This window comes from Selenomonas sp. CM52 (assembly GCF_000292955.1).
Taxonomy (GTDB): Bacteria; Bacillota; Negativicutes; order Selenomonadales; family Selenomonadaceae; genus Selenomonas.
Genome location: NZ_ALNM01000013.1, coordinates 52,010 through 75,948 on the forward strand (window position 1 = coordinate 52,010; position 23,939 = coordinate 75,948).

Consider the following 23,939-nt stretch of genomic DNA (forward strand, 5'->3'; position numbering starts at 1 on the left):
ATATGATGAGAAAAAGCGTTGGGGAGGAAGACATGCACCGTAAGACGAGCATCATCATCTTGAGCTGCAATACGTTGGAACTGCTGCAGCTTTGCATCGCGAGCATCCATGAGTACACGGAGTCGGGGACGTATGAGATCATCGTCGTCGATAATGCATCGGAGGATGGCTCTGCTGAGTGGTTGAAGGAGCAGAAGGATCTTCGCTGCATCTATAACGAAGAGAATCTAGGGTTTCCCAAGGGCTGCAATCAAGGCTTGGAGATCGCGACGGGAACGGAGCTTCTGCTTTTGAACAGTGATACCGTTGTCACAAAGAATTGGCTCAAGAATCTCCGATGCGCTCTCTACAGCAGTCCGAAGGTTGGCGCCGTGAGCTGCGTGGCAAACTGCTGCCCGCACAATCAAATGATTGCTACGCACTATGAAAACCTTGAGGACATGCAGGATTTTGCTGCAGATTACAATAAGTCTAATCCTGAACTTTGGGAGAAGAGAACGACGCTGATTGGCTTTTGCTATCTTTTCAAGCGCGAGGTGCTTGAAAAGGTTGGATTTCTTGATGATCGGTTTAGTCCGGGCAATTACGAAGATGACGACTACTCGCTGCGTATCCTGCAGGCGGGATACGATCTGCTTCTTTGCCGGGATACGTTCATCCATCATTTCGGGAAGGCATCATTCAAGAAGAATCTCAGTACGCAGGACGTCGATGAAATAGCTCAGCGTTACAATTCCCTTTTGGAGAGAAACGGAAAACTCTTTGAAGAAAAGTGGCATGTGTCGAGGGATTGCTGGAAGATGGCTCCCGAGGAACTGTTGCCTTACCTGCGACAGCAGGTGGTGGAGAAAGAAGAGGGAAGTTCTGGCGCAGGGCTTGTGGCGCAGAAGATTGCCGTCCTTGTGCGTAAGACGCAGGAGAAGCGTTACGGCCTCTGCGTGGAGTCTTTACGCGCATCAAGGCTGCCCGCAGGATATGCGTTGGAAATCTTCTCGTTGGCTGCGAACAAGCCCTATGCGGCACAGGTGAACGAGATACTTTCCCAAACGGATGCGAAGATTAAGATTTTCATCAATGATGAGATCTGCCTTGTCTCGCCGTTGGCAATTGAGCAGATGCTGGAAATCTTCCGCAAGGAAAATATTGGCATGGTCGGCTTCATGGGCAGTCGCTCGCTGCCCGTGAGTGGCAACTTCTTGGAGGCGCCCGATGTATGGGGCAGTGTCCATATGCCGATGAAGGGAAGCCTTGAGGAAATCCGCTTCGGCAAGGCAGCCACTCACGAATTCACGACGGGCGTGCGATTCCTCTGCCCGTCCTTTTTTGCGACGCAGGTTGATATTCCTTGGAATGAAGACTACGACAAGCAGTATTATGCCGTCCTTGCGCATTGCCGTGCTATGGAGGAGGGCGGACAGAAGATGGTCGTGCCGCTGCCGCGCGAGATTTGGTGCGCCTATCAGATGGAAAATATATCGTTTGACTCTGCCGAGGGAGATCGTCGGCGCTACTTTGCAGCCTATCATTCCAGACTGGATGATGTGCTGTCATCTGGGGCGCGATTGGCTCTCTATGCGTGCGGCAAGGATGCACACGTCGAAGGCTGGCAGAGTTTTTCTCATCCTGAGGGAATCGCCGTCGGCGCTCGGACGAGGATACATGAGACGGCGCTTTGCCGGCTGCTCTCGGACAACTTCGTGGGCGAGCCGCGTATCTCTGTCGGCGACGACTGTGCGATTGACGCTTACAGCACTCTGACGGCACACAATCGCATCGTTCTTGAAAACCTTGTGACTGTGGGTGCGAACGTTCAGATTAAGGACTACATTCGCGCAGAAGAGGATCTTGGCCTTGCCGCCGAGGATCGCGAGCTTCTCGGGCATGCATGCGGCATCCGGATTGGCTGTGCGGCAGAGATCGGAGCGAACGTCGTCATCGAGGGCGCTGTGCAGATCGGCTGCGGCGCACGCGTCCGTGCGGGAAGTGTCGTAAAGAGCGACGTCCCCGCTTACTGCATCGCCGAGGGCAATCCCGCGCGCATCGTCAAGACCTTTTCCTCGCGTGAAGGGAAATGGCTTGCGACACCCGATGAAGGGGTGCTCACGAGCCTCTTGGAAGAGCGGAAGAAGACGGATCCGCTCCTTACCTATGCTTTCATCACATATAATCGCAGTCGGTATCTGAGGAAGTCGCTCAGAAGTGTGCTGCAGCAGGTCGGAAACGATCCGCTTGTCGAGGTTCTCGTCTCGGACAAAGCCTCGACGGATGAGACGCGAAGCCTCGTAGAGGAACAACAAAAAAGGTTCAAGAACCTGCGCTATCACTGCAACGAGACGAATGTTGGTGCAGAGGGAAACATTCATTGCGCCATGCGGGCGAGCCGCGGCGAATATGTGATTGTAGCGGGTGACGATGACTACATCCTCGATGGCGTCCTGCGTTTCGTGCTTTCCGCCATCGTCAAGCACCGTGGCGTCGCGCTGTTTTGCTTGAAAAAGGAGGCCGTGCCACGCTGGGTACGGCGGGGCACGGGAATACTGGAATATATCTCGTATGTAGGTTTCCTGATGACATGGATCAGCGGCATCATTATGCGGCGCGATCTCTATCTTTCTGTCGAAGAACCGCAGAAAGATGACGATACACGCATACCGCAGGTCTATCTGCAGCTGGAGATGTTGAAACAAAATCCTGAGTTTGCTGTACTCTACGGGCGTGTTCTGGCGGAAGGCTCGGGAGAGCGCATGGCATCAGGATTCAACTTCGGCGAGGTGTTTATTAAGAATTATCTCGATATATTGATGGCGGCAGGTATACCGGCATATCTCCTGTCGCAGGAAAAGAAGCGGCTGGCAGAAGATATGATTTATGATCGTCTGCAGAAGATTACGAAATATCATTACGATTTGCCTTTGGATGGAATTTTTGACATCATGCATGAGTATTACGGTGAGGAGCCTTACTACGAAGAAGTCGTGGCGAAGATGAAGGAGATATTACAGGAAGCGGGAGATGCAGGAGGTCAAGCGGACGCAGAAAAGAAAGATGCGGTGAACCAAAAATGATAAAAAGACTCAGTATGACGGAGTTTGCTCTTGCGGAGCAAAATATCTTCGAGGACGAGGAGAAGACGAAAGGAAGCTGGCGCGCGGCATCAAGCATCGATTTCTAAAAGAAATCATTGACAAGCTGCAGAAAATCAAGTGGTGGAACTGGCTCGAGGAAAAAATTCTGTCCTTACTGTCGAAACTGAAGGATGTGTGGCGCTTTGTCGATACATTTAGCGAAGACATGAAAGAGGATGACGAGGATGCGGAACTGAGGGCTTCAATGAAGGAACTGCAGTCGCAAGGCTATACGATCTGCTATTGCATCGCTGACTTTGATGTGCAGGAGCGGGGCTGGCAAAGGGTGTTTGAAAATTATCTGAAAGCGTAGCATTCGGCAGACAAGACAGCTTTGCTGTTTGGCATACGGCAAGGACCGGAAACGGAAGCTGCCTTACGAGAAGAATATCAGCCCAGAAGGAAACATTCATCTGATGACGGCATGGAATCAGTGACAGATTTGTTTAGGAGAGAAAAAATGAGTCATAAGACGAGCATTATTATTCTGAGTTACAACACATTGGACCTTCTGCAGCTCTGCATCAAAAGCATACGCGAATATACTGAGGAAGGAACGTATGAAATCGTTGTCATCGAGAATGGCTCGAAGGACGGATCGGCCGAGTGGCTCAAGGAACAGGATGATATTAAAGGCGTTTACAACGAGGAGAATCAAGGTTTCCCCAAGGGGTGCAATCAAGGGCTTGAGATTGCGACGGGGACGGATCTGCTGCTTCTTAAGAGCGATACCGTCGTCACGAAGAACTGGTTGAAGAATTTGCGCTGCGCCCTTTACAGCAGCCCCAAGGTCGGTGCTGTGAGCTGCGTTACGAACTGCTGCTCCAACGGCCAACAGATTGAGACAAGCTATAAAAGCATAGAGGATATGCAGGCGTTCGCCGCAGACTACAATAAGTCGAATCCCATGCTTTGGGAGAAAAAAACAACACTTGTGGGCTTCTGCTATCTCTTCAAGAGAGAAATTTTCCATAAGATAGGCTTCCTCGATGAACAGTTCAGCTCCGGTAACTTCGAGGATGATGATTACTCTTTGCGTATCTTGCAGCAGGGCTATGATCTGCTCGTCTGCCGCGATACTTTCATCCATCATTTTGGTCATGCGAGTTTTTCCCAAGGATACGACGATCAAGATGAGGCAGAAAAAGCCAAACGCTTTCAAGCTTTGAATGAACGAAACGCAGCCTTGTTTTTAAAAAAATGGCATGTATCTGAGATGTATAAGGTTATGGATGTGGAAGAACTTCGCCGCTGCCTGCAGAATCAAGAAGGTGCAGGGAAACCGGTTTATGAGCACTATCCCTCAAAAGAAAAAAAGATCGCCGTAATCATCCGCAAAAGTCACGCGGGACGCTATGAAGTTTGCATGGAGACCCTAAAAAATGTGCAGTGGCCGCAAGGATATGATGTGCAGGCGTTCACTCTGGATGCGGCAAAGCCTTATGCAGCGCAGGTCAACGAAATTTTGACGGAAACGGATGCCAAGTACAAAGTCTACATCAATGACGAGATGTGCGTCGTTCATCCGCAAGTGATCGAGGAGATGCTGGCGATTTTTCAAGATGAAAGCATCGGCATGGTTGGCATTCTCGGCAGTCAATCATTGCCCGTGAGCGGCAATCTCATGGATTCACCGTATAAGCGTGGCACCGTCTATGTACCGTCGGAAGACGACTTCTCCGAGCTGCGTTTTGGAGATGCGACAGGAGAAGCTGCGGACGTTCGCGGCCTCCTGCCGTCGTTCTTTGCGACGCAGCGGGACGTTCCTTGGGACGAAGCCTACGAAAAGCAGTATTACGCCGTGCTGGATCATTGCCGTGCGATGGAGGACGCTGGTGTGCGCGTCGTCGTTCCCTTGCCCGAGAACATCTGGTGTGCCTGCCAGATGAAAAGCATTTCCTTCGATGCTGATGAAGTCGATCGGAAAAAGTTTTTGGGAAAATACCATGCATACCTCGACGGCACAGAGCCGAAGGAAATCAGCATGCTCTATGCATGCGGCGAAGGAAGCGAGGTCTGCTCCTGGCAGGATTTTTCCCATCCTGAAGGAATCGCTGTTGGCAAGGAGACGCATATCCACAAGACGGCTTTGTGCCGTCTTGCCATGTCCAACTTCGCGGGAAAGCCGCGCATCATCATCGGTGATTGTTGTGAGATCGGAGATCGTAGTACGCTCACGGCGGCGCAGTGCATCGAGATTGAAAACGCTGTGAGCGTGGCGGAGAATGTCCATATCAAGGATTTTGCGTACGATGACAACGGCATCGGACTATCGCTCAAAGACTGCGAGATCATCGCAAAAGAGAGAGGCGTCCATATTGAGCGTGGCGTGCGCATTGAGGAGAACGTGTTGATCAAGGGCGCTGTGCGCATCGGGCGCGGCAGCGTCGTGCGCGCGGGAAGTTGTGTGCAGCAGGATATCCCTGCTTACTGCATCGCCGAAGGGAGTCCCGCGCGAGTCACTTTCGCTTTTTCGCCGAAAGCAGGCAAGTGGCTGCCGGCAGCGGGGCCGAAGATGCTGAAGAAGCTGCTCGCAGAAAGAGAAAAGACGCCGCCGCTTCTCACCGTTGCCTTCATCACCTACAATCGCAGTAAATATTTGAAGAAGTCCCTGCCAGCTGTATTACAGCAGATTGGCAATGATGAACTGGCGGAAGTTTTCGTCTCGGATAATGCTTCTACGGACGATACGCGGGTATTTGTTGAAAAAATGCAGAAAAAATATAGGAATTTGCGCTACCATTGCAACGAGAAGAACGTCGGCGCGGAAGGAAACATTCATCGAGCTATCAAAGCGAGCAAAGGCGAGTATGTGCTCGTTGCGGGTGATGATGATTACTTCGTTGACGGCGCTCTCCATGTACTGCTTAGCAACATCATCCGATATCGAGGGGCTGCTCTCTTTTGCTTAGGTCATCATGCAACGATTCCGCGCTGCGTATATACGGGAACAGGATGTCTGCAGTATATTCGCATGGTGAGCTACTTCATGGGTTGGATCAGCTGCATCGTCATGCGGCGCGAGCTTTATGACCATATCCCTGAACCTCATAAGTATGATGATTCGCGTATCCCTCAAGTATATCTGCAAATGGAAATGTTGAAGCAAAATCCGGATTTTGCCGTGTTTTGTGGGGCTTTTTTTGCGGAAGGTGGCGGCGATCATACACCGAAAGGTTACAATTTCGCCGAGGTTTTCATCAAGAATTACTTCGATATATTGACAGGAGCGGTGGACATCCCCGCAGCACAACTTTCGGCAGAAAAGAAGCACGTTTTGGAGCGATCGATTCTTCCATGGTGCAAAAGGATCAAGGAGGAGCATATCGGCTTGTCGCTCGATGGAATCTTCGATATTGTCGAAGAATATTACGGAAACGAACCATACTATGCGCAGCTTGTCGAGATTCTCAAGGAAATCTTGAGGGAATAGCGGATTGCCCTGTTATGAGCCGGCGGTGGAAGAGAGCTGCATCGACGGTGTTGACAATAAAAGGAGATGAAGATTTGAAAACAGTGCTTCTGGCAGGCGGATTCGGTACGCGAATCACCGAGGAGTCGGAAAGACGACCCAAGCCCATGGTGGAGATCGGCGGCATGCCGATCCTCTGGCACATCATGAAGGGATACAGCCATTTTGGCTTCAACGATTTCATTATATGCGCGGGCTACAAACAGCATATGATCAAGGAATGGTTCGCTGACTACTTTTTGCATACGTCCGACATCACGTTCGACTTCACGCAGGAAAACCGCATGATTGTGCACAACCAGCATACGGAGCCGTGGAAGGTTACGATCGTCGATACGGGACTCGATACCTTGACGGGTGGGCGCATCCGCCGCATTCGCAAGTATGTGGGGGATGAGACGTTCATGATGACGTACGGTGACGGCGTAGCGGATGTCGATATCGGTGAACTTGTGCGCTTTCACAAGGAGCACGGCAAGGCGGCGACACTGACGGCAATCATGCAGAAGCAGCAGAAGGGCATCCTGGACATCGGCTTTGATAATTCCGTGCATGCCTTTCGAGAGAAGGCGATGGAGGACAGTGCGCCGATCAACGCGGGCTACATGGTGCTGGAGCCTTCCGTTTTTGAATTGATCGAGGACGATTCTACGGTGTTCGAACAGAGGCCGTTGGAGGAGTTGGCGAAGAAAAGTGAGCTCAAGTGCTACCTGCACAGCGGCTTCTGGCAGTGCATGGATACGCTGCGCGAAAAGATTTTGCTTGAGCGTTTGTGGCAAAGCGGCAAAGCGCCTTGGAAGCTTTGGTGACTTTCAGTGATGGATGTTTGCAGGAAGGGAATGATATGAAAAAAGAAAAGAAAGTTGCATTTTTCGTACGTAAGTCGGATGAGGCGCTTTATAGCACCTGTTTGGAATCGCTGCAGGCGCTTCATCTGCCTGCGGGATATGAGGCGGAACTTTTTACGTTGACAGCGGGAAAGCCGTATGCTGTGCAGGCGAACAAAGCATTGGCCCTTTCCGATGCCAAATACAAGATCTATATCAATGATGATATGTGCCTTGTTCAGCCCCGGTTCTTTGGAGAATTGCTGGCAATCTTCAAGGATGCCGCCGTCGGTATGGTGGGAGCATGGGGCAGTCAGTCCTTGCCTGTAGACGGCAATGTGCTGTCTTCTGCCTATAAGCGCGGCGCTTTCTATGTGCCGGCGGAAGATGGTTTCTCCGAGCAGCGCTTTGGAGATGCGACGGGAAAAGCCGCAGACGTTCGCTGCATTCTGCCGTCCTTCTTTGCGACACAATGGGACATCGCTTGGGATGAATCTTATGAAAAGCAGTATTACACCGTGCTGGCACATTGCCGCGCCTTTGAGGAAGAGGGGCGCAGGATTGTCGTTCCCCTGCCTAAAAATATCTGGTGCGCCTATCAAGTGAAGGACATCTCTTTCGATGGATCTGAAGCTGATCGGAAAAAGTTTTTTACGAGGTATCATTCCTATATCGACGGCACGGAGTCGAAGGGAATCAGCACACTCTATGCGTGCGGCGAGGGAAGCGAGATTCCTTCATGGAAAGAATTTTCCCATCCCGAGGGGATCGCCGTCGGCAGGGAGACGCACATCCACAAGACGGCTATGTGCCGCCTTGTTATGCCCAATTTCGCGGGAAAGCCCCGCATCATCGTTGGCGATCGTTGTGAGATTGGAACTGGCAGTACCCTTGCGGCGGTGAACCGCATCGTGCTGGAAAACACTGTGCGTGTAGCGGAGAATGTCCATATCAAGGATTATGTGTATGATGACAGAGACATAGGACTTTCATTCAAAGATCGTGCAATCATCGCGGCAGAGAGCGGCATCCAGATTGAGCGCGGCGTGCGCATCGAAGAGAACGTGCTGATCAGGGGCGCTGTGCACATTGGCCGCGGCAGCATCATGCGCGCAGGAAGCACGGTAGAAGCAGACATTCCTGCCTATTGTATTGCCGAAGGGAGCCCTGCGCGCGTTGTCGCAGCCTTTTCTCCGAAGGCTGGGAAGTGGCTGCCTACAGCGGGGGAAAAGGCTCTGGAAAGGGTACGTGCAGAACGGGAGAAGACGCCGCCGCTTCTTACCGTTGCCTTCATCACCTATAACCGCAGTGAATATTTGAAGAAGTCCCTGCGATGTGTTCTGCAGCAGCTTGGCAACGATGAGCTGGCGGAAGTCCTCGTTTCGGACAATGTCTCGACGGATGACACAAAGGCGTTTGTCCAAAAGATGCAGAAAACGTACAAAAATTTGCGCTACCACTGCAACGAGGAGAATATCGGTGCGGAAGGGAACATCCATCGGGCGATTCAAGAAAGCAAGGGGGAATATGTACTCGTTGCGGGCGATGATGATTACTTTGCCGACGGCGCACTGCTTTTCCTGCTCAGCAACATTGTCCGATATAGGGGATCGGCGCTCTTCTTTTTGGGAAACAACTTCGATTCCTACGATGTGCAGCGAGGTTCGGGCTGTGCGGAATATATCGCAAGTGTGGGCTTCTTCGTGACGTGGATCAGCGGTATCGTCCTGCAGCGCACCTTGTACGATCTCATAGAGAATCCGCAAAAATACGATGATACGCATATACCGCAGGTATATCTGCAAATAGAGATATTGAAGCGAAATCCGAAGTTTGTTGTATTGTATGGAACCTTCATCCTCAAAGCGTCGGGGGATCGAGCGCCGGCCGGCGTGAACTTCGCCGAAGTGTTCATCAAGCATTACCTTGATATGCTACAGTTTGAGGCAAAAATCCCGCAGGAGTTGCTGTCTGCGGAAAAAAAGCGCTTGATGGAGAACCATGTGTATCTGTGGCTCGCTAGAATAAGGGGAGAGCACATAGATGTCTCCCTCGACGGATTTTTTGATATTGTTGAGACGTATTATAAGGATGAGCCATACTATGAAGATGTTCTTGCGACGTTAAATGGAATCGTGCAAATCACCGGCAGTGAAATGTAATTTTGGGGGCAGACCATATGAGGGAAAAGAAACTTGCGTTCTTTGTGCGCAAGTCGGATGAAGTGTGCTATAGCGCTTGCTTGGAATCGCTGCAGGCGCTTCATCTGCCCGCAGGATATGAGGCGGAACTTTTCACGCTGGCAGCGGAAAGTCCGTATGCTGCGCAGGCGAACAAAGCGTTGACGCTTTCGGATGCCAAGTACAAGATCTATATCAACGATGATGTGCGTCTTGTCCGATCGCAGTTGATCGAGGAATTGCTGACAGTTTTCAAGGATGCCTCCATCGGTATGGTCGGAGTGCTGGGAAGTCAGTCCCTGCCTCGCGATGGCAATGTGCTGAAATCAGACTACAAACGGGGCGTTGTCTATGTGCCGACGGGACGAGAACTGTCCGAGATGCGATTCGGAGAAGTTTCGGAAGAAAAGACAGCGGATGTACGCTTCGTTCTGCCCTCATTCTTTGCGACGCAGATGGATTTGCCGTGGGATGAAGAGTATGAAACACAATATTATGCCTTGCTGGCACAGTGCCGAAGCTTTGAGAAAATCGGAAGTCGGATCGTGACGTCCTTGGCGAAGGAGGCTTGGTGCGCCTATCAGTCGCGAGATATCTCCTTCGATGCCGAAGAAGCCGATCACGCGAAGTTTTTTGCAAGATATCATCCTTATCTGGATCGTGCGGAGACGAAGGGGACGCAGGCTGTTTTGTATGCGTGCGGCGAGGGAACGACGCTTCCATCTTGGCGAGATTTTTCCCATCCCGAGGGCATTGTTGTCGGATGCGATACACATGTGCATCGGATGGCTAGCTGCGGCCTTGCCCTGTCGAATTTCGCCGGTCGCCCCAAGCTTCTTCTTGGTGATCATTGTACAATTGGTGCCGGCAGCACGATCACGGCGCTCTATGGCATCCGGTTGGAAAACAATGTGACGGTGGCGGAGAATGTCCACATCAAGGACTATGCTTACGATGAGACGGTGATTGGCCTTTCCCTCGAAGCGCAGATGGATTCGAGCGAGGGAGGCGGCATTCAGATTGAAAGCGGCGTGCGGATCGAGGAAGGAGTCCGGATCAAGGGCGCCGCGCAGATCGGACGCGGCAGTTTCATACGGGCGGGCAGCACCGTGTGTGGGAATATCCCTGCTTATTGCATAGCAGCGGGGAGTCCTGCACGCGTCGTCAAAGCATTTTCTTTGAAAGAACGGAAATGGCTTCCTTTGGCGAATGAACAGGTATTGGCACGACTGCTCGCAGAACGTAAGGTAGCAGCGCCGCTTCTGACGTTTGCCATTATTACGTACAACCGCTGTGAATACTTGCGGAAATCTCTGGACTGTGTTTTACGACAGTTGGGAAACGATGATCTGGCAGAAATCCTTGTTTCGGACAATGCATCGACAGATGATACGAAAGATTTTGTCGAAGAGATGCAAAAGACGTACAGGAATCTGCGTTACCATCGCAACGAAATGAATGTCGGTGCGGAAGCAAATATTCACGTGGCCATCGGAAAGAGCCGCGGCGAGTATGTGCTTGTTGCAGGAGATGACGATTATTTCACCGATGGGGGTTTGCTTGCCGTGCTCGGAAGGCTTCTCCAACACCGAGGGAGAGCGATCTTTCATCTGAGAAGGGCGCATGAGCCGTATCGCGTGCATACAGGAAGCGGAATCGCGGAGTACGTTCATATGGTTGGCTATCATATGACGTGGATTACGAGCACCATCATGCGGCGAGACATTTATGCGCGGATCAAAGAGCCGCAAAAGCATGATGCTACGCGCATCCCTCAGGTATACCTGCAAATGGAGATGCTGAAGCAGGAGCCGGACTTCGCTGTCATTGCGGCACCTTTCATGCGTTTGGGGTCAGGCGAGCATACGACGTCAGGGTTCAACTTTGTCGAAGTGTTCATCAAGAATTATTTTGATCTGCTCAAAACGGCGGGAGAGATTCCGCCGACGGTTCTGTCAGAAGAAAAAAAGAGGCTGATGGAAGAATGCATATATTTTCAATGCGAAAGAATCAAGGCGCAGCAGCTGCAGATTTCCTTGGATGGACTTTTTGATATCGTTCGAGAGTATTATGGCAGCGAATCGTTCTATCCTCAAGTTGCTGCAAATCTCAGACGTATCCTGCAGAAATAAAAGGTCTGTTTTATATGGAGTTATGTGCTGCCGCTGCAACAGCCTTGCAGATAGGGTGTGCTTTTGGAACAAGAAACAGATGCAGAGCGAACGACGGCCTTGAGGGGAATCGCTGCAGGGCTGCAGGAATGTACCTTGGGCATCGGCATGTGTTTGGAAGAAGATTCGGCGGGGAGGAGAAAACATGTGTCATAAGACGAGCATCATTATTTTGAGTTACAATACGTTGGAGATGCTGCAGCTTTGCATCGCGAGTATACGTGAGTATACGGAAGCCGGAACATATGAGATCATTGTCGTCGAAAATGCCTCAAAGGACGGCTCGGCCGAGTGGCTCAAAGAGCAGGGGGATCTTCGATGCATCTACAACGAGGAGAATCAGGGATTCCCCAAGGGCTGCAATCAAGGCTTGAAAATTGCGGAAGGAACGGAGATCCTGCTCCTCAATAGCGACACCATCGTCACGAAGGACTGGCTGTCGAATCTGCGCCGTGCGCTTTACAGTGATCCTGTGGTCGGCGCTGTGAGCTGTGTCACGAATTATTGCTCCAATAATCAGCAGATTGAGGTTTCTTACCGGGGCATGGAGGAAATGCAGGCATTTGCTGCGGACTACAACAAATCGAATCCTGCATCTTGGGAGAAGAAGACGACACTTGTGGGATTTTGCTATCTCTTCAAGCGGGAAGTGTTCGACAAGGTAGGGTTTCTTGATGAACAGTTCAGCCCCGGCAACTTCGAGGATGACGACTACTCTCTGCGCATCTTGCAGCAGGGATGGGATCTTCTCCTCTGCCATGACACATTTATTCATCATTTCGGGCATGCAAGTTTCTCGAAAGGATATGGCGACCAAGAGGCGGCGGAAAAAGCTCGGCGCTCCAATGCATTGATTGAACGAAATGCGGCTTTGTTCCTGAAAAAATGGCATGTGCCTGAGAGGTATAAGTTCATGGCGGCGGAGGAGGTTCGCCGTTTGCTGCAGAGCCGTGCAGGGGCAGACGAGGCGGTGCATAAACGTTGCCTGCCGAGTGAAAAGAAGATCGCGGTGCTCCTGCGGGACAGCCATACAGGGCAGCACGAAGTTTGCCTCGAAGCTCTCAAGAATGTGAAGTGGCCCGACGGCTATGAAGTGGAAGTATTTACAATCGATGCTCAAAAGCCCTATGCGGCACAGGTCAACGAAGTCTTGGCGGACACCGATGCCAAGGTTAAAATCTATATCAATGACGATCTTTTCCTCGTCCATGCGCAGGCGATCGAAGAGCTGCTGAAGATTTTCCAAGACGAGAGCATTGGCATGGTCGGTTTCCTTGGCAGTGCGTCGCTCCCCGTGAGCGGCAGTCTTATGGATTCTCCCTATAAATACGGCGCTGTCTATGTGCCGACAGAAGAAGATTTTTCCGAGATGCGCTTCGGCACGGCAGTGCAAGCAGCGGCTGATGTCCGTTATATCCTGCCGTCCTTCTTTGCGACACAATGGGATATCCCTTGGGATGAATCTTATGAAAAGCAGTATTATGCCGTGCTGGCATATTGTCGAGCATTTGAGGAAGAAGGGCACAGGATTGTCGTTCCCTTGCCTGAGAACATTTGGTGCGCCTATCAGGTGAAAAATATTTCCTTTGATGCATCGGAAGCTGATCAGAAAAAGTTTTTCACCCGTTACTATACATATCTCGACGGTACGGAGTCGAAGGAAAGCAGCACGCTTTATGCGTGCGGCGAAGGGAGCAAAATTCCTTCATGGCAGGAATTTTCTTTTCCAGAAGGAATCGCTGTCGGCAGAGAGACGCACATCTGCAAGACGGCGCTCTGCCGACTCGTCCGGCCCAATTTCGCAGGAAAGCCGCGCATCATCGTCGGCGATTATTGTGAGATCGGTATCGGCAGCACGCTTGCGGCGGTAAATTGCATCGAATTGGAAAATGCCGTAAGTGTGGCGGAGAATGTACATATCAAAGATTACGTCCTCGATGAAAGCGGTGTCGGAATATCCACTGCTGATCGTGAGCTCCTCACGGAGAAAGGCGGCATTCATGTCGAGCGCGGCGTGCGCATCGAGGAGAACGTTCTCATCAGGGGGGCCGTGCGCATAGGCCGCGGCAGTATCGTGCGTGCAGGAAGCTGCGTGCAGCAGGATATCCCCCCTTACTGCATCGCTGAGGGAAGCCCCGCGCACATCGTCAAGGCCTTTTCGCCGCGAGCGGGGAAGTGGCTGCCCGTCACAGGTGACAAGGCACTGCGAAGGCTGCTTTCGGAAAGGGAAAAAACACCGCCCCTGCTGACATACGCTTTCATCACCTACAATCGCAGCCGCTATCTCAAGAAGTCGCTTCGCTGCGTATTGCAGCAGATCGGTAACGACGAACTCACGGAAATCCTCGTTTCGGACAATGCTTCGACGGATGATACGAGAGCTTTCGTTGAGGAGATGCGAAAGACGTATAAGAATCTGCGGTATCACTGCAATGAGGAGAACGTCGGCACGGAAGCGAATATCCATACCGCCGTGCGGAAAAGTCGAGGCGAATATGTGCTCGTCGCGGGAGACGATGATTATTTTGCTGACGGCGCTTTGCTTGTCCTGCTCACGAAGCTCGTGCAGCATCGCGGCGCGGCGTTGTTTTATCTGGGGCAAGGCGATGATGCGCTGCGCGTGTATGAGGGACGCGGTCCTTTGGAATATCTCAGGCAAGTGAGCTTTTTCATGACGTGGATTACGGCGGTCGTCCTGCGGCGCGAACTCTATGCGCTCTTGCCGGAGCCGCGAAAGTACGATTATACGCGGATTCCTCAGGTGTATCTGCAAATGGAGATCTTGAAAAGAAAAGAAGATTTTGTCGTACTGCATGGGAATTTTTTCGATGAGGGAACGGGAGATTGTCAGCCGGATGGCTATGAGCTTGGCGAAATCTTTATCAAGAATTACTTTGATCTTTTGCAGGATGTCGTGGACATTCCCTCCGAGCAGCTTTCAAAGGAGAAACGATGGGTTATGGAGCGCTTGATTCTACCTCGATGCAGAAAGGTCAAGGAAGAGCATATCAACTTGACGTTGGATCGCCTTTTTGACATCGTCCGCGAATATTATGGCGAGGAGCCGTATTATCCGCAAATTGTCGAAAGTCTCGAAAGCATTCTGCGCGGTGTGCGTTGAGGAGGAAATCGTCTTGAAGAACGAAAAAAAGATCGCGTTCCTTGTACGCAAGTCGGATGAAGTGCGCTGCGCCGCTGCCTTGGAATCCTTGCAGGCGCTCCGCCTGCCGACGGGATATGAAGCGGAGCTTTTCACGCTGGCGGCAGAGGAGCCGTATGCGGCGCAGGCGAACAAGGCGCTGACTCTTTCCGATGCGAAGTTCAAGATTTATCTCAACGATGACATCCGACTCGCAGAGCCGGATGTGCTTGGAGAACTTCTGCAAATTTTTGAAGATGAAAGCATCGGCATGGTCGGCTTTCTTGGCAGCGCGTCGCTTCCTGCGAGCGGCAACCTCATGGAATCGCCGTATGTATGCGGCGCAGCGTATGTTCCGTCGGAAGAAGGGCGCAGAGATTTGCGCTTCGGGCGGGGGACGGTCGGAGAATGCAGGACGGTGCGTTTCCTTGCGCCGTCGTTTTTTGCGACGCAGCGGGATCTCTCTTGGGATACATGTTATCAAAGGCAATATTACGCTTTGCTGGCGCATTGCAGGCGGTTTGAGCGGGAAGGGGACCGCATCGTCGTGCCGCTCGCGAAAGAGCCGTGGTGCGCCTATCAGGAGCGTGCGATATCCTTCGATGCCGATGAGAGCGAGCGCAGGAAGTTTTTTGCGGCGCATCATGCCTATTTGACGGATGATGTTCCGGACGAGACGCAGATTTTGTATGCGTGCGGCGCCGGCTCTTCTGTCGAAGGGTGGCGGGAGTTTTCTGCGCCCGAGGCGGTCTCTGTCGGCGCGGGGGTGAAGATTCATCGGACGGCGCTTTGTCGCATGGCGTACGAGGATTTTGTCGGTGAACCGCGCATCGTTATCGGCGATGCATGTGAGATTGACGCCTACAGCACGTTGACGGCGGCAAGGCGCATCGTGTTGGAGAATTTTGTAACGCTTGCTCCGAATGTTCATCTTATAGAGAAGGTCCATTCGGGGGGGGCGTTTGCACTTTCGTCGTGCGGCAGCTCTTTAGACGAGCGCGGTATGCGCATCGGGCGAGCGACGAAGATTGCGACAAACGCCGTCGTCAAGGGAGCCGTGCATATCGGGCGCGGGTCGTTGGTAGAGGAAAATGCCGTCGTCGTCTCCGACATCCCCGACTATTGTGTGGCTGCGGGCAATCCGGCGCGCGTGGTGCAGGCGTTTTCCGTGCAAGCGGGGAAGTGGCTTCCTGTCAAGGACGCGGCGGCGTTGGAAGAGATCGTCGAGGAGAGACGAAAAGCGCCGCCTTTGCTGACGTATGCCGTCATCACCTACAACCGCAGCGAGTATCTTGCCAAGTCGCTCGCATGTGTGCTTGAACAGGTCGGCAATGACGACCTCGTTGAAGTCCTCGTCTCTGACAATGCTTCAACGGACGCGACGAAAGATGTCGTGCGCAGGCTGCAGAAAAAGTATCGGAATCTGCGCTATCACTGCAATGAAAAGAATGTCGGGGCGGAGAAGAATATCCATTGCGCTCTGCGGGAGAGCGCGGGAGAATATGTGACGGTGGCGGGCGATGATGACTACTCTTTCGACGGCTCTTTGCAGGATCTTTTGAGCGCTGTCGCAGCGTATCGAGGTGCGGCATTGTTTCATCTCGTGAATCGGGCGATTCCGCTGGATGTCCGCAAGGGCAGCGGAGCGGCGGCTTACGTCGGGCAGGTTGGCTACTTCATGACGTGGCTCAGCGCCGTAATCATGCGGCGGGATCTGTACCATGCGATCAGAGATCCCGAGAAGTATGACTATACGCGGCTGCCGCAGGTCTATTTGCAGATGGAAATGCTGCGGCAAAATCCTGATTTCGTCGTACTCACGCGGCGCTTTTTCCGCTTGGGGACGGGAGAGCATGGCGGCAGTGACGATCGGTTTGCCGAGACGTTTATTCGAGATTATCTCAAGATTTTGACGGCAGAAGCGACGATTCCGCCGGACGTGCTGTCGGCAGAAAAATGGCGGCTGATGGAAGGGAAGATTCTTCCTACATGCGAAAGAATCCGAGCGGAAGGCAGGGCTTTATCTTTCCGACAAATTTTCGATATTATTGACGAGTATTACGCGAAAGAGCCGTATTATCCGCAGATTGTTGATAGGCTTCGGAAGATATCGCCGGATGTCTTTTCCTGAGCCTGTCGGTGCGCATTTTCAAGAAAGAAGGATGACGGACACGATGAAACTGGAAAAGCTCTATGATTTGTACCAAGAGGGGAAGGCGCCGAAGCGTCTCTATTGGGAGCTGGCGCGCGAGCGGCTTGTGCCTCTCTTGGAGGTGCAGCAGATCGTCAAGAAAAATCCCTATTGCAGGAGCGTCGAGATCCGCGAGGACGGCATCGTGCTCAAGACGCAGGATATTGCGCTCTTCTTTGACATGACGCAGAATATCTGCCGTGCGGAGACGATTTTCATTGGCACGGAGGGCGAGGAGATCGACTTTATGAGCCGCTTCATCCCGACAAATGCCGTGCTCTTCGACATCGGTGCGAACGTCGGGCGCGTGAGTCTGGGGCTGGCGAAGGCGCATGAGGATGCGACGATCTATGCCTTTGAGCCGGTGGCGGACACCTTCTGCGGCTTGGAGAAGAATCTTCGTCTGAATGCGTGCGGGGAGCAGATCAAGGCGCATCACATGGGGTTCTACAGCGAGAGCGGCGACCTGAAATTCTTTATACCTGCGGCGAACGAGGCGGCATCTCTGCGTCCTGTTACCGATACGTACTATTTCAAAGAAGGTGATCAGGGCCAGGGCGAGCGCAAGGAACGTCTGGATGAGATCATCTGCCCCGTCGATACGCTCGATCACTTCGTGGAAGCGAACGGTATTGCGCGTCTCGATTTCATCAAGTGCGATACCGAGGGCGCGGAGAAGATGGTCTTTGCAGGCGGCGCGCGTGTGTTCAGTGAGCTGCAGCCTGTTGTCTATACAGAGATGCTCAGAAAGCATGCGGCGCGTTTCGATTATCACCCGAACGAGATCATCGAGATGTTCAAAGGATGGGGGTATAGCTGCTATACGTCCGATGGCAAACGGCTGCTTCCTTTCGAGAAGATGGATGAATCGACGCAGGAGACGAACTTTTTCTTCCTGCACGAGGAGAAGCATCGGGAGCTTTTGAAGCAGTATGGCAGCTGAAGATTTTTGTTCAAAGGCGTGCTTCATTTGCCGGCGCAGACCGCAGGGAAGATTTTTGCATGGTTCAGGCGCATCCTTGATGACTTGAGGTGAAGTTTATGATGGAGTACGTGATCTATGCCGACGTGCCGGAGAGAAACCAGCATGTCAGAGATTTTATTTCTCGTTCCGGTGGAGAGTATCTTGGCTGCGTTGATCGAAACCCGGCAAAATGGGATTCGGACAAGAAGATGTATGCCCCTTCTTTTATCGCGAAGCATCCGCGGGCGAAAATTGTCATCACGAGTTTTGATATCGAACGGATTGCCCAATATATTCGTCAGCAAGGCTGGATGAATGAGATTCTTGTCTATCCGTATTGGCGGACGCCGTTTTTTGTTGATGCAGAGCACGAGCCGAGAAGTTGGGGCGAGGCGAATCGAGAGCGGCTGCTGCAGATTTATGACAAAAGGGATTCCTGCAATTTGGCCTATATCGGGGAACTTGTTCGGCAACGAGTTGAAGAGTTTGCACCGATTCGTTTGCAGGATGTATGGGATTACCTTCCGTACGAGCGTTATTTTGTGGATGATGCTCTGATCTCCCGGGAAGACGATGTGACTTTTGTGGATTGCGGTGCTTATGACGGCGATACGATTGCTGATTTTCAACAGAATTTTGGCAAGCGTTTGAAAAAAGTATATGCTTTTGAGCCGAATCCTCAAACGTACAGCTCCTTGCAGCAAAATCTGAGACGCATGGGATTGTGCGAGCTGTCGGAGACTTTCTGCTGCGGGGTTTCTGATCAGTCGGGAAGTGTACGGTTCACGCAGAATAAGACGATGAGCTTCATCGACCCGAACGGGACGATAGAGATCGCCATTCGCACTCTTGATGATTGTGTAGGAGAAGTGACAGGGAGTCTTTATATCAAGATGGATATCGAAGGCTTTGAGATTCCGGCGCTTCGGGGCGCGGCACGCCTTATTGAAAAATATCATCCGTACATGGCGATTTGTACCTATCATAAATGGGATGATTATATAGAAATCCCTGAAACCATAAAGGAAATCCGTGATGACTATGAATTTTATCTTCGCGGAGGAATGCATTCCATATGCCATGCTGTGCCTAGATGAGGGAAGGTGATATTTACAGAGGCGCGGCGTCTTGGAGTATGCGAACATATGCCGCGATGAAAGATGCGTTGATTTGAGGACTCTGCTTCACTGAAAGGATGGGAGGGATTGTTTTGGGAGAGCGGCTGCTGCTTGATTGTACGCTGCGTGACGGCGGTTATGTAAACAATTGGGAGTTTGGCTACGATCAGATTGTAGAAATCTTTGAGCGCCTCGTAAGTTCAGGCGTGGAGTTCATTGAGGTGGGCTTCCTCGATGAAAAGAGCAGCTTCGACCGCGGGCGGACGGTCTTGCCCGACACGGCTTCCGTCAGCCGCATGTTCGAAGGAGTTTCCAAGGGGAACTCGCTCGTTCTTGGCATGATCGATTACGGTGCCTGTAGTATTGAGCGTTTGGAGCCATGCGAGGAGACGTTCCTCGACGGCATCCGCGTGATCTTCAAGGAAGCGAAGATGAAGGAAGCCCTGGCGTTTTGCGCTGAGGTCAAGAAGCTCGGCTACAAAGTCTTTGCACAGATGGTTTCCGTCACGACGTATACGGACGAGAAGCTCGCCGAGTATGCGAAGCTTGTCAACGAGGTCATGCCCTATGCGACGTCGATGGTCGATACCTACGGACTGCTTGACGAGGAGCATTTGTGCCATATATATGGCATCCTGGACGCGAATCTTGACCCGCAGATTCGTGTCGGTTACCACGCGCACAACAATTTCCAGCTCGGCTATGCGAATGCGAAGCACTTTCTCTCGCTCGATTCGAAGCGCGGTCTCTTGGCGGACGGAACGCTCTATGGCATGGGAAAGAGCGCGGGCAATGCGCCGCTGGAACTTCTGCTGATGTTCCGCAACGACAAGCAGGGGGCAGGCTACCATGTGACGCAGGCGCTTGAAGCCATCGACAACGTCATCATGGAGATCTATCAGAGGCAGTATTGGGGCTACAATCTCTTCTACTACATCGCGTCCTCGATGCACTGTCATCCGAACTATGTGAGTCGTCTCATGAACAAGCGCACGCTGTCGGTCAAGCAGATCCGCGACATTTTGAAAACCCTTGAGCCAGCGAAGAGCCTGCTCTACGACGAGGCGTACATCGAAAGGCTCTATCGCGAGTATCAGAGCATTGAGTGCGACGATCAGGAGACTCTTCGCATCCTGAAAGAGAAGCTAGGGCGGCGTCCGCTGTTGCTCCTTGGTCCTGCGCGCAGCATGATGAAGGAACGTGTGAAGGTGAAGCGGTTTATCGAGGAGAAAAAGCCGCGCGTCATCGCCGTGAACTACGCGCCGCCGACCATCGAGGTCGATGCCATCTTCATGGCGAAATCGAAGCGCTACATGCAGCTTTTTAGCGATCTGCAGCACAACGTCAATCGAGCGAAGCCGATCGTCGCGACATCGAACATGACGAAGTCGGAGGGATCTTTCCCCTATGTGCTCAACTACGGTTCGCTCATTGACAGGGATGCTGAAATCATCGATAATGCTCTCGTCATGATCTTGAAGGCGGTTCTTCGCATGGGCGTTCCTGCGGTGACGCTCGCAGGATTCGACGGCTACTCGAAGCGCAGCCGCAATTACTTCGATGAGAATAAGGAGTACCGCGTCGACGGTAGCCGCGCCGAATATCTGAACAAGTACATCGGCGGCTTCCTGCGCAGCATCAGCGACAAGATTGAGCTGGACTTCATCACGAAGACGCGCTACGAATGGCAGGGAAAGGACGGCGAGTGATGGGTCGGCTCGCGGGAAAGACCGCGCTCATCACGGGCGCGACCTCGGGTATCGGCCATGCGTCGGCGCGGCTCTTTGCCTCTGAGGGAGCGCACGTCATCGCCGTGGGCAGAGATGCGGAGCGCGGCGAGGCGCTTGCCGCTGAGATTGAGAAGAAACATGCGGGGCAAGTACGCTTCGTTCGTGCAGACGTGACGGATGCCGACGATGTGGCGCGGCTTCTTGCTGTTGTGCAGGAAGAGTTCGGACGGCTCGACATCCTCTTCAACAATGCGGGCATCTTCGTGACGCGGGCGATCGACGAGATCGACGATGCGGCGTGGGAGCGTGTCTTTCGCACGAATACGAAGGCGGCGATGGATATGACGGCGGCGTTTTTGCCGCTCCTGCAAAGGGCAAAGGGTACGATCCTGAACACGGCTTCGATCGGCGGCCTTCCCTACCATATCGCGGGCAGCAAGACGTACCTCTACGCTTCGTCGAAGGCGGCGCTGATCCAGTTCACGAAGCTCTGTGCGCTGAACTTCGCGCCTGACGTGCGCGTGAACTGCCTCGCTCCCGGCATCACGGACACGCCGATCTATACGAATCGCGACTTCTCGCGCTTTTCGGGCATACCGATGGGGCGCGTCGCCGACGCTCTCGAAGTGGCGCGTGCGGCGCTCTTCCTCGTCTCGGATGAGGCTTCTTACATCACAGGCGCGGTGCTGCCCGTGGACGGCGGTGCGTCGCTGAAGTAGCGGAGGTGCTTCATGAAGGTCAAAGTATCAGACTATATCGCGGATTTTCTTGTCAAAAAAGGCATCACGCACGTATTCACCGTCGTTGGCGGCGGCGCCATGCACCTCAACGATTCTCTCGGGCACCACGAGAAGATTGCGTCGATATACTGCCATCATGAGCAGGCAGCGGCAATGGCGGCGGAGGCCTATGCGCGCGTCCATGGGCGCATGGCGGCGCTCTGCGTGACGAGCGGGCCAGGCGCGATCAACGCCTTGAACGGCGTTGCGGGCGCTTATCAGGATTCGATTCCGCTGCTCGTGCTCTCGGGGCAGATGAAATCCTCTCTGACGGTGCGGGCGAGCGGTCTGTCGCTTCGCACGCTGGGCGGACAGGAGTTCGACATCGTGTCAGCGCTTGATAATATGACGAAGTATGCGGAGATGATCACCGAGCCGCAGAAGATTCCCTTTGCGCTCGGAAAAGCGTATCACTTAGCGAAGAGCGGCCGCCCCGGCCCTTCGTGGCTCGATTTGCCGCTCGACATACAGGGAAGCTTCATCGACGACGATCTGCCGGGATTCAAGGCTCATGCGCAGGAGGAATATGCAGACGTTGAGAAGGCTGCGCATCATGTGCTGGAAAAGCTCAGAAGCGCCGAACGTCCCGTGTTCTACGCGGGCAACGGCATCCGCCTCGCAGGTGCGGCGCCGCTCGTCGAGGAACTGGCGCAGCGCCTGTCAATGCCTGTCGTCACATGCTGGGACAGCATCGACCTCATCGCGACCAAGCATCCGTACTACTGCGGCAGGGGCGGCACGATGGGCGACCGCGCGGGCAACTTCGCCGTGCAGAACAGCGACCTGCTGCTCTCGATCGGCAGCCGACTGAGCATCTATCAGGTCGGCTACGACGTGCGACTTTGGGCGCGTGCGGCATATACGATCGTCAACGACATCGACCCCGCCGAACTGAAAAAGCCGACGATCCGCGTCGACTATCCCGTGTGTGCCGATGCGGCGGACTTCATGCGTGCGCTTCTCTCGGCGGCGAAGGAGGATGAGCCGAAGGAAAACGGGGCATGGCTCGCGCAGTGCCGCAGGTGGAAGAGCGAGTACCCCGTCGTGCGGCCCGAGCAGAAGGAAGCGGCGGGCAAGACGAACGTCTATGCTTTCATGGATGCTTTGAGCCGCGCTCTGCCCGAGGGCAGCATCACGGTCGTCACCAACGGGTCTGCGAGCGTCGTCGGCAGCCAGTCGTACTTCATCAAGGATGGCAGCCGCTTCCTCATGAACTGCGGCATCTCGTCGATGGGCTACGGCCTGCCCGCTGCCGTCGGTGCGGCCGTCGCGAGCGACGAGAGCGTCGTCTGCCTTGAGGGCGACGGCAGCATCATGATGAACCTGCAGGAATTGCAGACCGTCGTCACGAATCGGCTGCCCGTCAAACTCTTCGTCATCAACAACAACGGCTATCATCAGATTCGCCAGACGCAGAAGAACGTCTTCGGCAATGCACTCATCGGCGTCGGCCCCGAGAGCGGCGATCTCGGTTTCCCGTCGTTTGAGCGAATCGCGCAGGCGTTCGAGATGCCCTACATCAAGATTTCTTCCAACGCGGAGCTGCACGAAAAGATCGCGCAGGCGTTAAGAGAACCGGGCTATGTGCTCACGGAAGTATTCGTGACGGAAGAGCAGAAGTTCGAGCCGAAGTCCGCGACGAAGCGGCTGCCCGACGGGCGGCTTACGAGTCCCCCGCTGGAAGATCTCGCGCCGTTTTTGCCGCGCGAGGAACTGGCACGCAATATGTATATCCCGCTCATCGAGCCGGACGGAGGAAAAGCATGATTAACCTGCGCCATACAGGCATCTACGTCAGGGACTTGGCGCGCATGGTATCGTTTTACCGCGAGGTCTTCTATATGCACGCGATATGCGAAAACGTCGAGCAGGAGGACGCGCTGCTTGCCGACCTCTTCCAGGAGGCAGGTGCGAAGGTTCGAATCACGAAGCTCATCACGGAGCAGGGAAAGGCGAGCGGTGTAGGCGATATGCTGGAGCTTCTGGAAGTCATCGTACCCGAAGGGCGGGAAAAGAAGACGAATCTGCCGATCGAGGCGGGGCTGCACATCGCCTTCGGCGTGCGCGATATGGAAGCGACTCGCATGGCGATTGCCGCGCATGGCGGCGCATGCGCGACGCGCGTGCACGATATGGGAAACGGCAACCTTTGCTGCTTCTGCCGCGATCCCGAGGGGAATTGGCTGGAGCTGATCACGCGGCGAGATGCGCAGGCGGAAGGCTTGAGTTCCGGCAGATGAGCG

Annotated in this window: 14 protein-coding genes; all 14 read left to right on the top strand. The window is 53.3% G+C overall.

Annotated features, from left to right (window positions below):
* Nucleotides 1-32 precede the first annotated feature (32 nt).
* The 14 genes from HMPREF1153_RS03055 to HMPREF1153_RS03120 all read left to right on the top strand — a co-directional run bounded on the left by HMPREF1153_RS03055 (nt 33) and on the right by HMPREF1153_RS03120 (nt 23,936).
* On the top strand, nt 33-3,065 hold the full coding sequence (locus tag HMPREF1153_RS03055) for a glycosyltransferase (RefSeq protein ID WP_009645482.1): 3,033 nt from the start codon (nt 33-35) through the stop codon (nt 3,063-3,065).
* Between the two features lie 193 nt (nt 3,066-3,258).
* A complete protein-coding gene (locus HMPREF1153_RS13005) occupies nt 3,259-3,438 on the top strand; it encodes a hypothetical protein (protein ID WP_037369628.1) in 180 nt (59 codons plus the stop codon).
* Between the two features lie 147 nt (nt 3,439-3,585).
* Entirely contained in the window at nt 3,586-6,558 is a 2,973-nt protein-coding gene (locus tag HMPREF1153_RS03065) for a glycosyltransferase (RefSeq protein ID WP_009645471.1), read from the top strand.
* Between the two features lie 74 nt (nt 6,559-6,632).
* A complete protein-coding gene (rfbF, locus tag HMPREF1153_RS03070; protein WP_037369631.1) occupies nt 6,633-7,406 on the top strand; it encodes a glucose-1-phosphate cytidylyltransferase in 774 nt (257 codons plus the stop codon).
* Nucleotides 7,407-7,441: 35 nt separating this feature from the next.
* Entirely contained in the window at nt 7,442-9,586 is a 2,145-nt protein-coding gene (locus HMPREF1153_RS03075) for a glycosyltransferase (protein WP_037369633.1), read from the top strand.
* 17 nt (nt 9,587-9,603) lie between these two features.
* Complete coding sequence (locus tag HMPREF1153_RS03080; protein ID WP_009645457.1) at nt 9,604-11,736, top strand: glycosyltransferase; 2,133 nt, start codon at nt 9,604-9,606, stop codon at nt 11,734-11,736.
* 184 nt (nt 11,737-11,920) lie between these two features.
* Entirely contained in the window at nt 11,921-14,896 is a 2,976-nt protein-coding gene (locus tag HMPREF1153_RS03085) for a glycosyltransferase (RefSeq protein ID WP_009645430.1), read from the top strand.
* Nucleotides 14,897-14,909: 13 nt separating this feature from the next.
* Nucleotides 14,910-17,045: a glycosyltransferase gene (locus HMPREF1153_RS03090; RefSeq protein WP_009645416.1), complete on the top strand. Its 2,136-nt coding sequence runs from the start codon at nt 14,910-14,912 to the stop codon at nt 17,043-17,045.
* 43 nt (nt 17,046-17,088) lie between these two features.
* Nucleotides 17,089-18,048 carry an FkbM family methyltransferase gene (locus HMPREF1153_RS03095; RefSeq protein WP_037369678.1) on the top strand — a complete coding sequence of 320 codons (960 nt, stop codon included), beginning with the start codon at nt 17,089-17,091 and terminating at the stop codon, nt 18,046-18,048.
* Nucleotides 18,049-18,146: 98 nt separating this feature from the next.
* Nucleotides 18,147-19,166 carry an FkbM family methyltransferase gene (locus HMPREF1153_RS12125; RefSeq protein WP_050992505.1) on the top strand — a complete coding sequence of 340 codons (1,020 nt, stop codon included), beginning with the start codon at nt 18,147-18,149 and terminating at the stop codon, nt 19,164-19,166.
* A gap of 113 nt (nt 19,167-19,279) precedes the next feature.
* Nucleotides 19,280-20,896: an aldolase catalytic domain-containing protein gene (locus HMPREF1153_RS03105; protein ID WP_009645439.1), complete on the top strand. Its 1,617-nt coding sequence runs from the start codon at nt 19,280-19,282 to the stop codon at nt 20,894-20,896.
* Entirely contained in the window at nt 20,896-21,636 is a 741-nt protein-coding gene (locus HMPREF1153_RS03110; RefSeq protein ID WP_009645517.1) for an SDR family NAD(P)-dependent oxidoreductase, read from the top strand. Before HMPREF1153_RS03105 ends, HMPREF1153_RS03110 begins: the two co-directional genes overlap by 1 nt.
* A gap of 12 nt (nt 21,637-21,648) precedes the next feature.
* Nucleotides 21,649-23,463, top strand: a complete 1,815-nt coding sequence (locus tag HMPREF1153_RS03115; RefSeq protein ID WP_009645497.1) for a thiamine pyrophosphate-binding protein — start codon at nt 21,649-21,651, stop codon at nt 23,461-23,463.
* Nucleotides 23,460-23,936: a VOC family protein gene (locus HMPREF1153_RS03120; protein ID WP_009645514.1), complete on the top strand. Its 477-nt coding sequence runs from the start codon at nt 23,460-23,462 to the stop codon at nt 23,934-23,936. Before HMPREF1153_RS03115 ends, HMPREF1153_RS03120 begins: the two co-directional genes overlap by 4 nt.
* Nucleotides 23,937-23,939 lie beyond the last annotated feature (3 nt).

Coding starts and splice junctions, on each gene's coding strand:
- HMPREF1153_RS03120 (WP_009645514.1), top strand. CDS start 23,460: ATGATTAACCTGCGCCATACAGGCATCTACGTCAGGGACTTGGCGCGC.
- HMPREF1153_RS03075 (WP_037369633.1), top strand. CDS start 7,442: ATGAAAAAAGAAAAGAAAGTTGCATTTTTCGTACGTAAGTCGGATGAG.
- HMPREF1153_RS03110 (WP_009645517.1), top strand. CDS start 20,896: ATGGGTCGGCTCGCGGGAAAGACCGCGCTCATCACGGGCGCGACCTCG.
- HMPREF1153_RS03085 (WP_009645430.1), top strand. CDS start 11,921: ATGTGTCATAAGACGAGCATCATTATTTTGAGTTACAATACGTTGGAG.
- HMPREF1153_RS03115 (WP_009645497.1), top strand. CDS start 21,649: ATGAAGGTCAAAGTATCAGACTATATCGCGGATTTTCTTGTCAAAAAA.
- HMPREF1153_RS03095 (WP_037369678.1), top strand. CDS start 17,089: ATGAAACTGGAAAAGCTCTATGATTTGTACCAAGAGGGGAAGGCGCCG.
- HMPREF1153_RS12125 (WP_050992505.1), top strand. CDS start 18,147: ATGATGGAGTACGTGATCTATGCCGACGTGCCGGAGAGAAACCAGCAT.
- HMPREF1153_RS03080 (WP_009645457.1), top strand. CDS start 9,604: ATGAGGGAAAAGAAACTTGCGTTCTTTGTGCGCAAGTCGGATGAAGTG.
- HMPREF1153_RS03065 (WP_009645471.1), top strand. CDS start 3,586: ATGAGTCATAAGACGAGCATTATTATTCTGAGTTACAACACATTGGAC.
- HMPREF1153_RS03055 (WP_009645482.1), top strand. CDS start 33: ATGCACCGTAAGACGAGCATCATCATCTTGAGCTGCAATACGTTGGAA.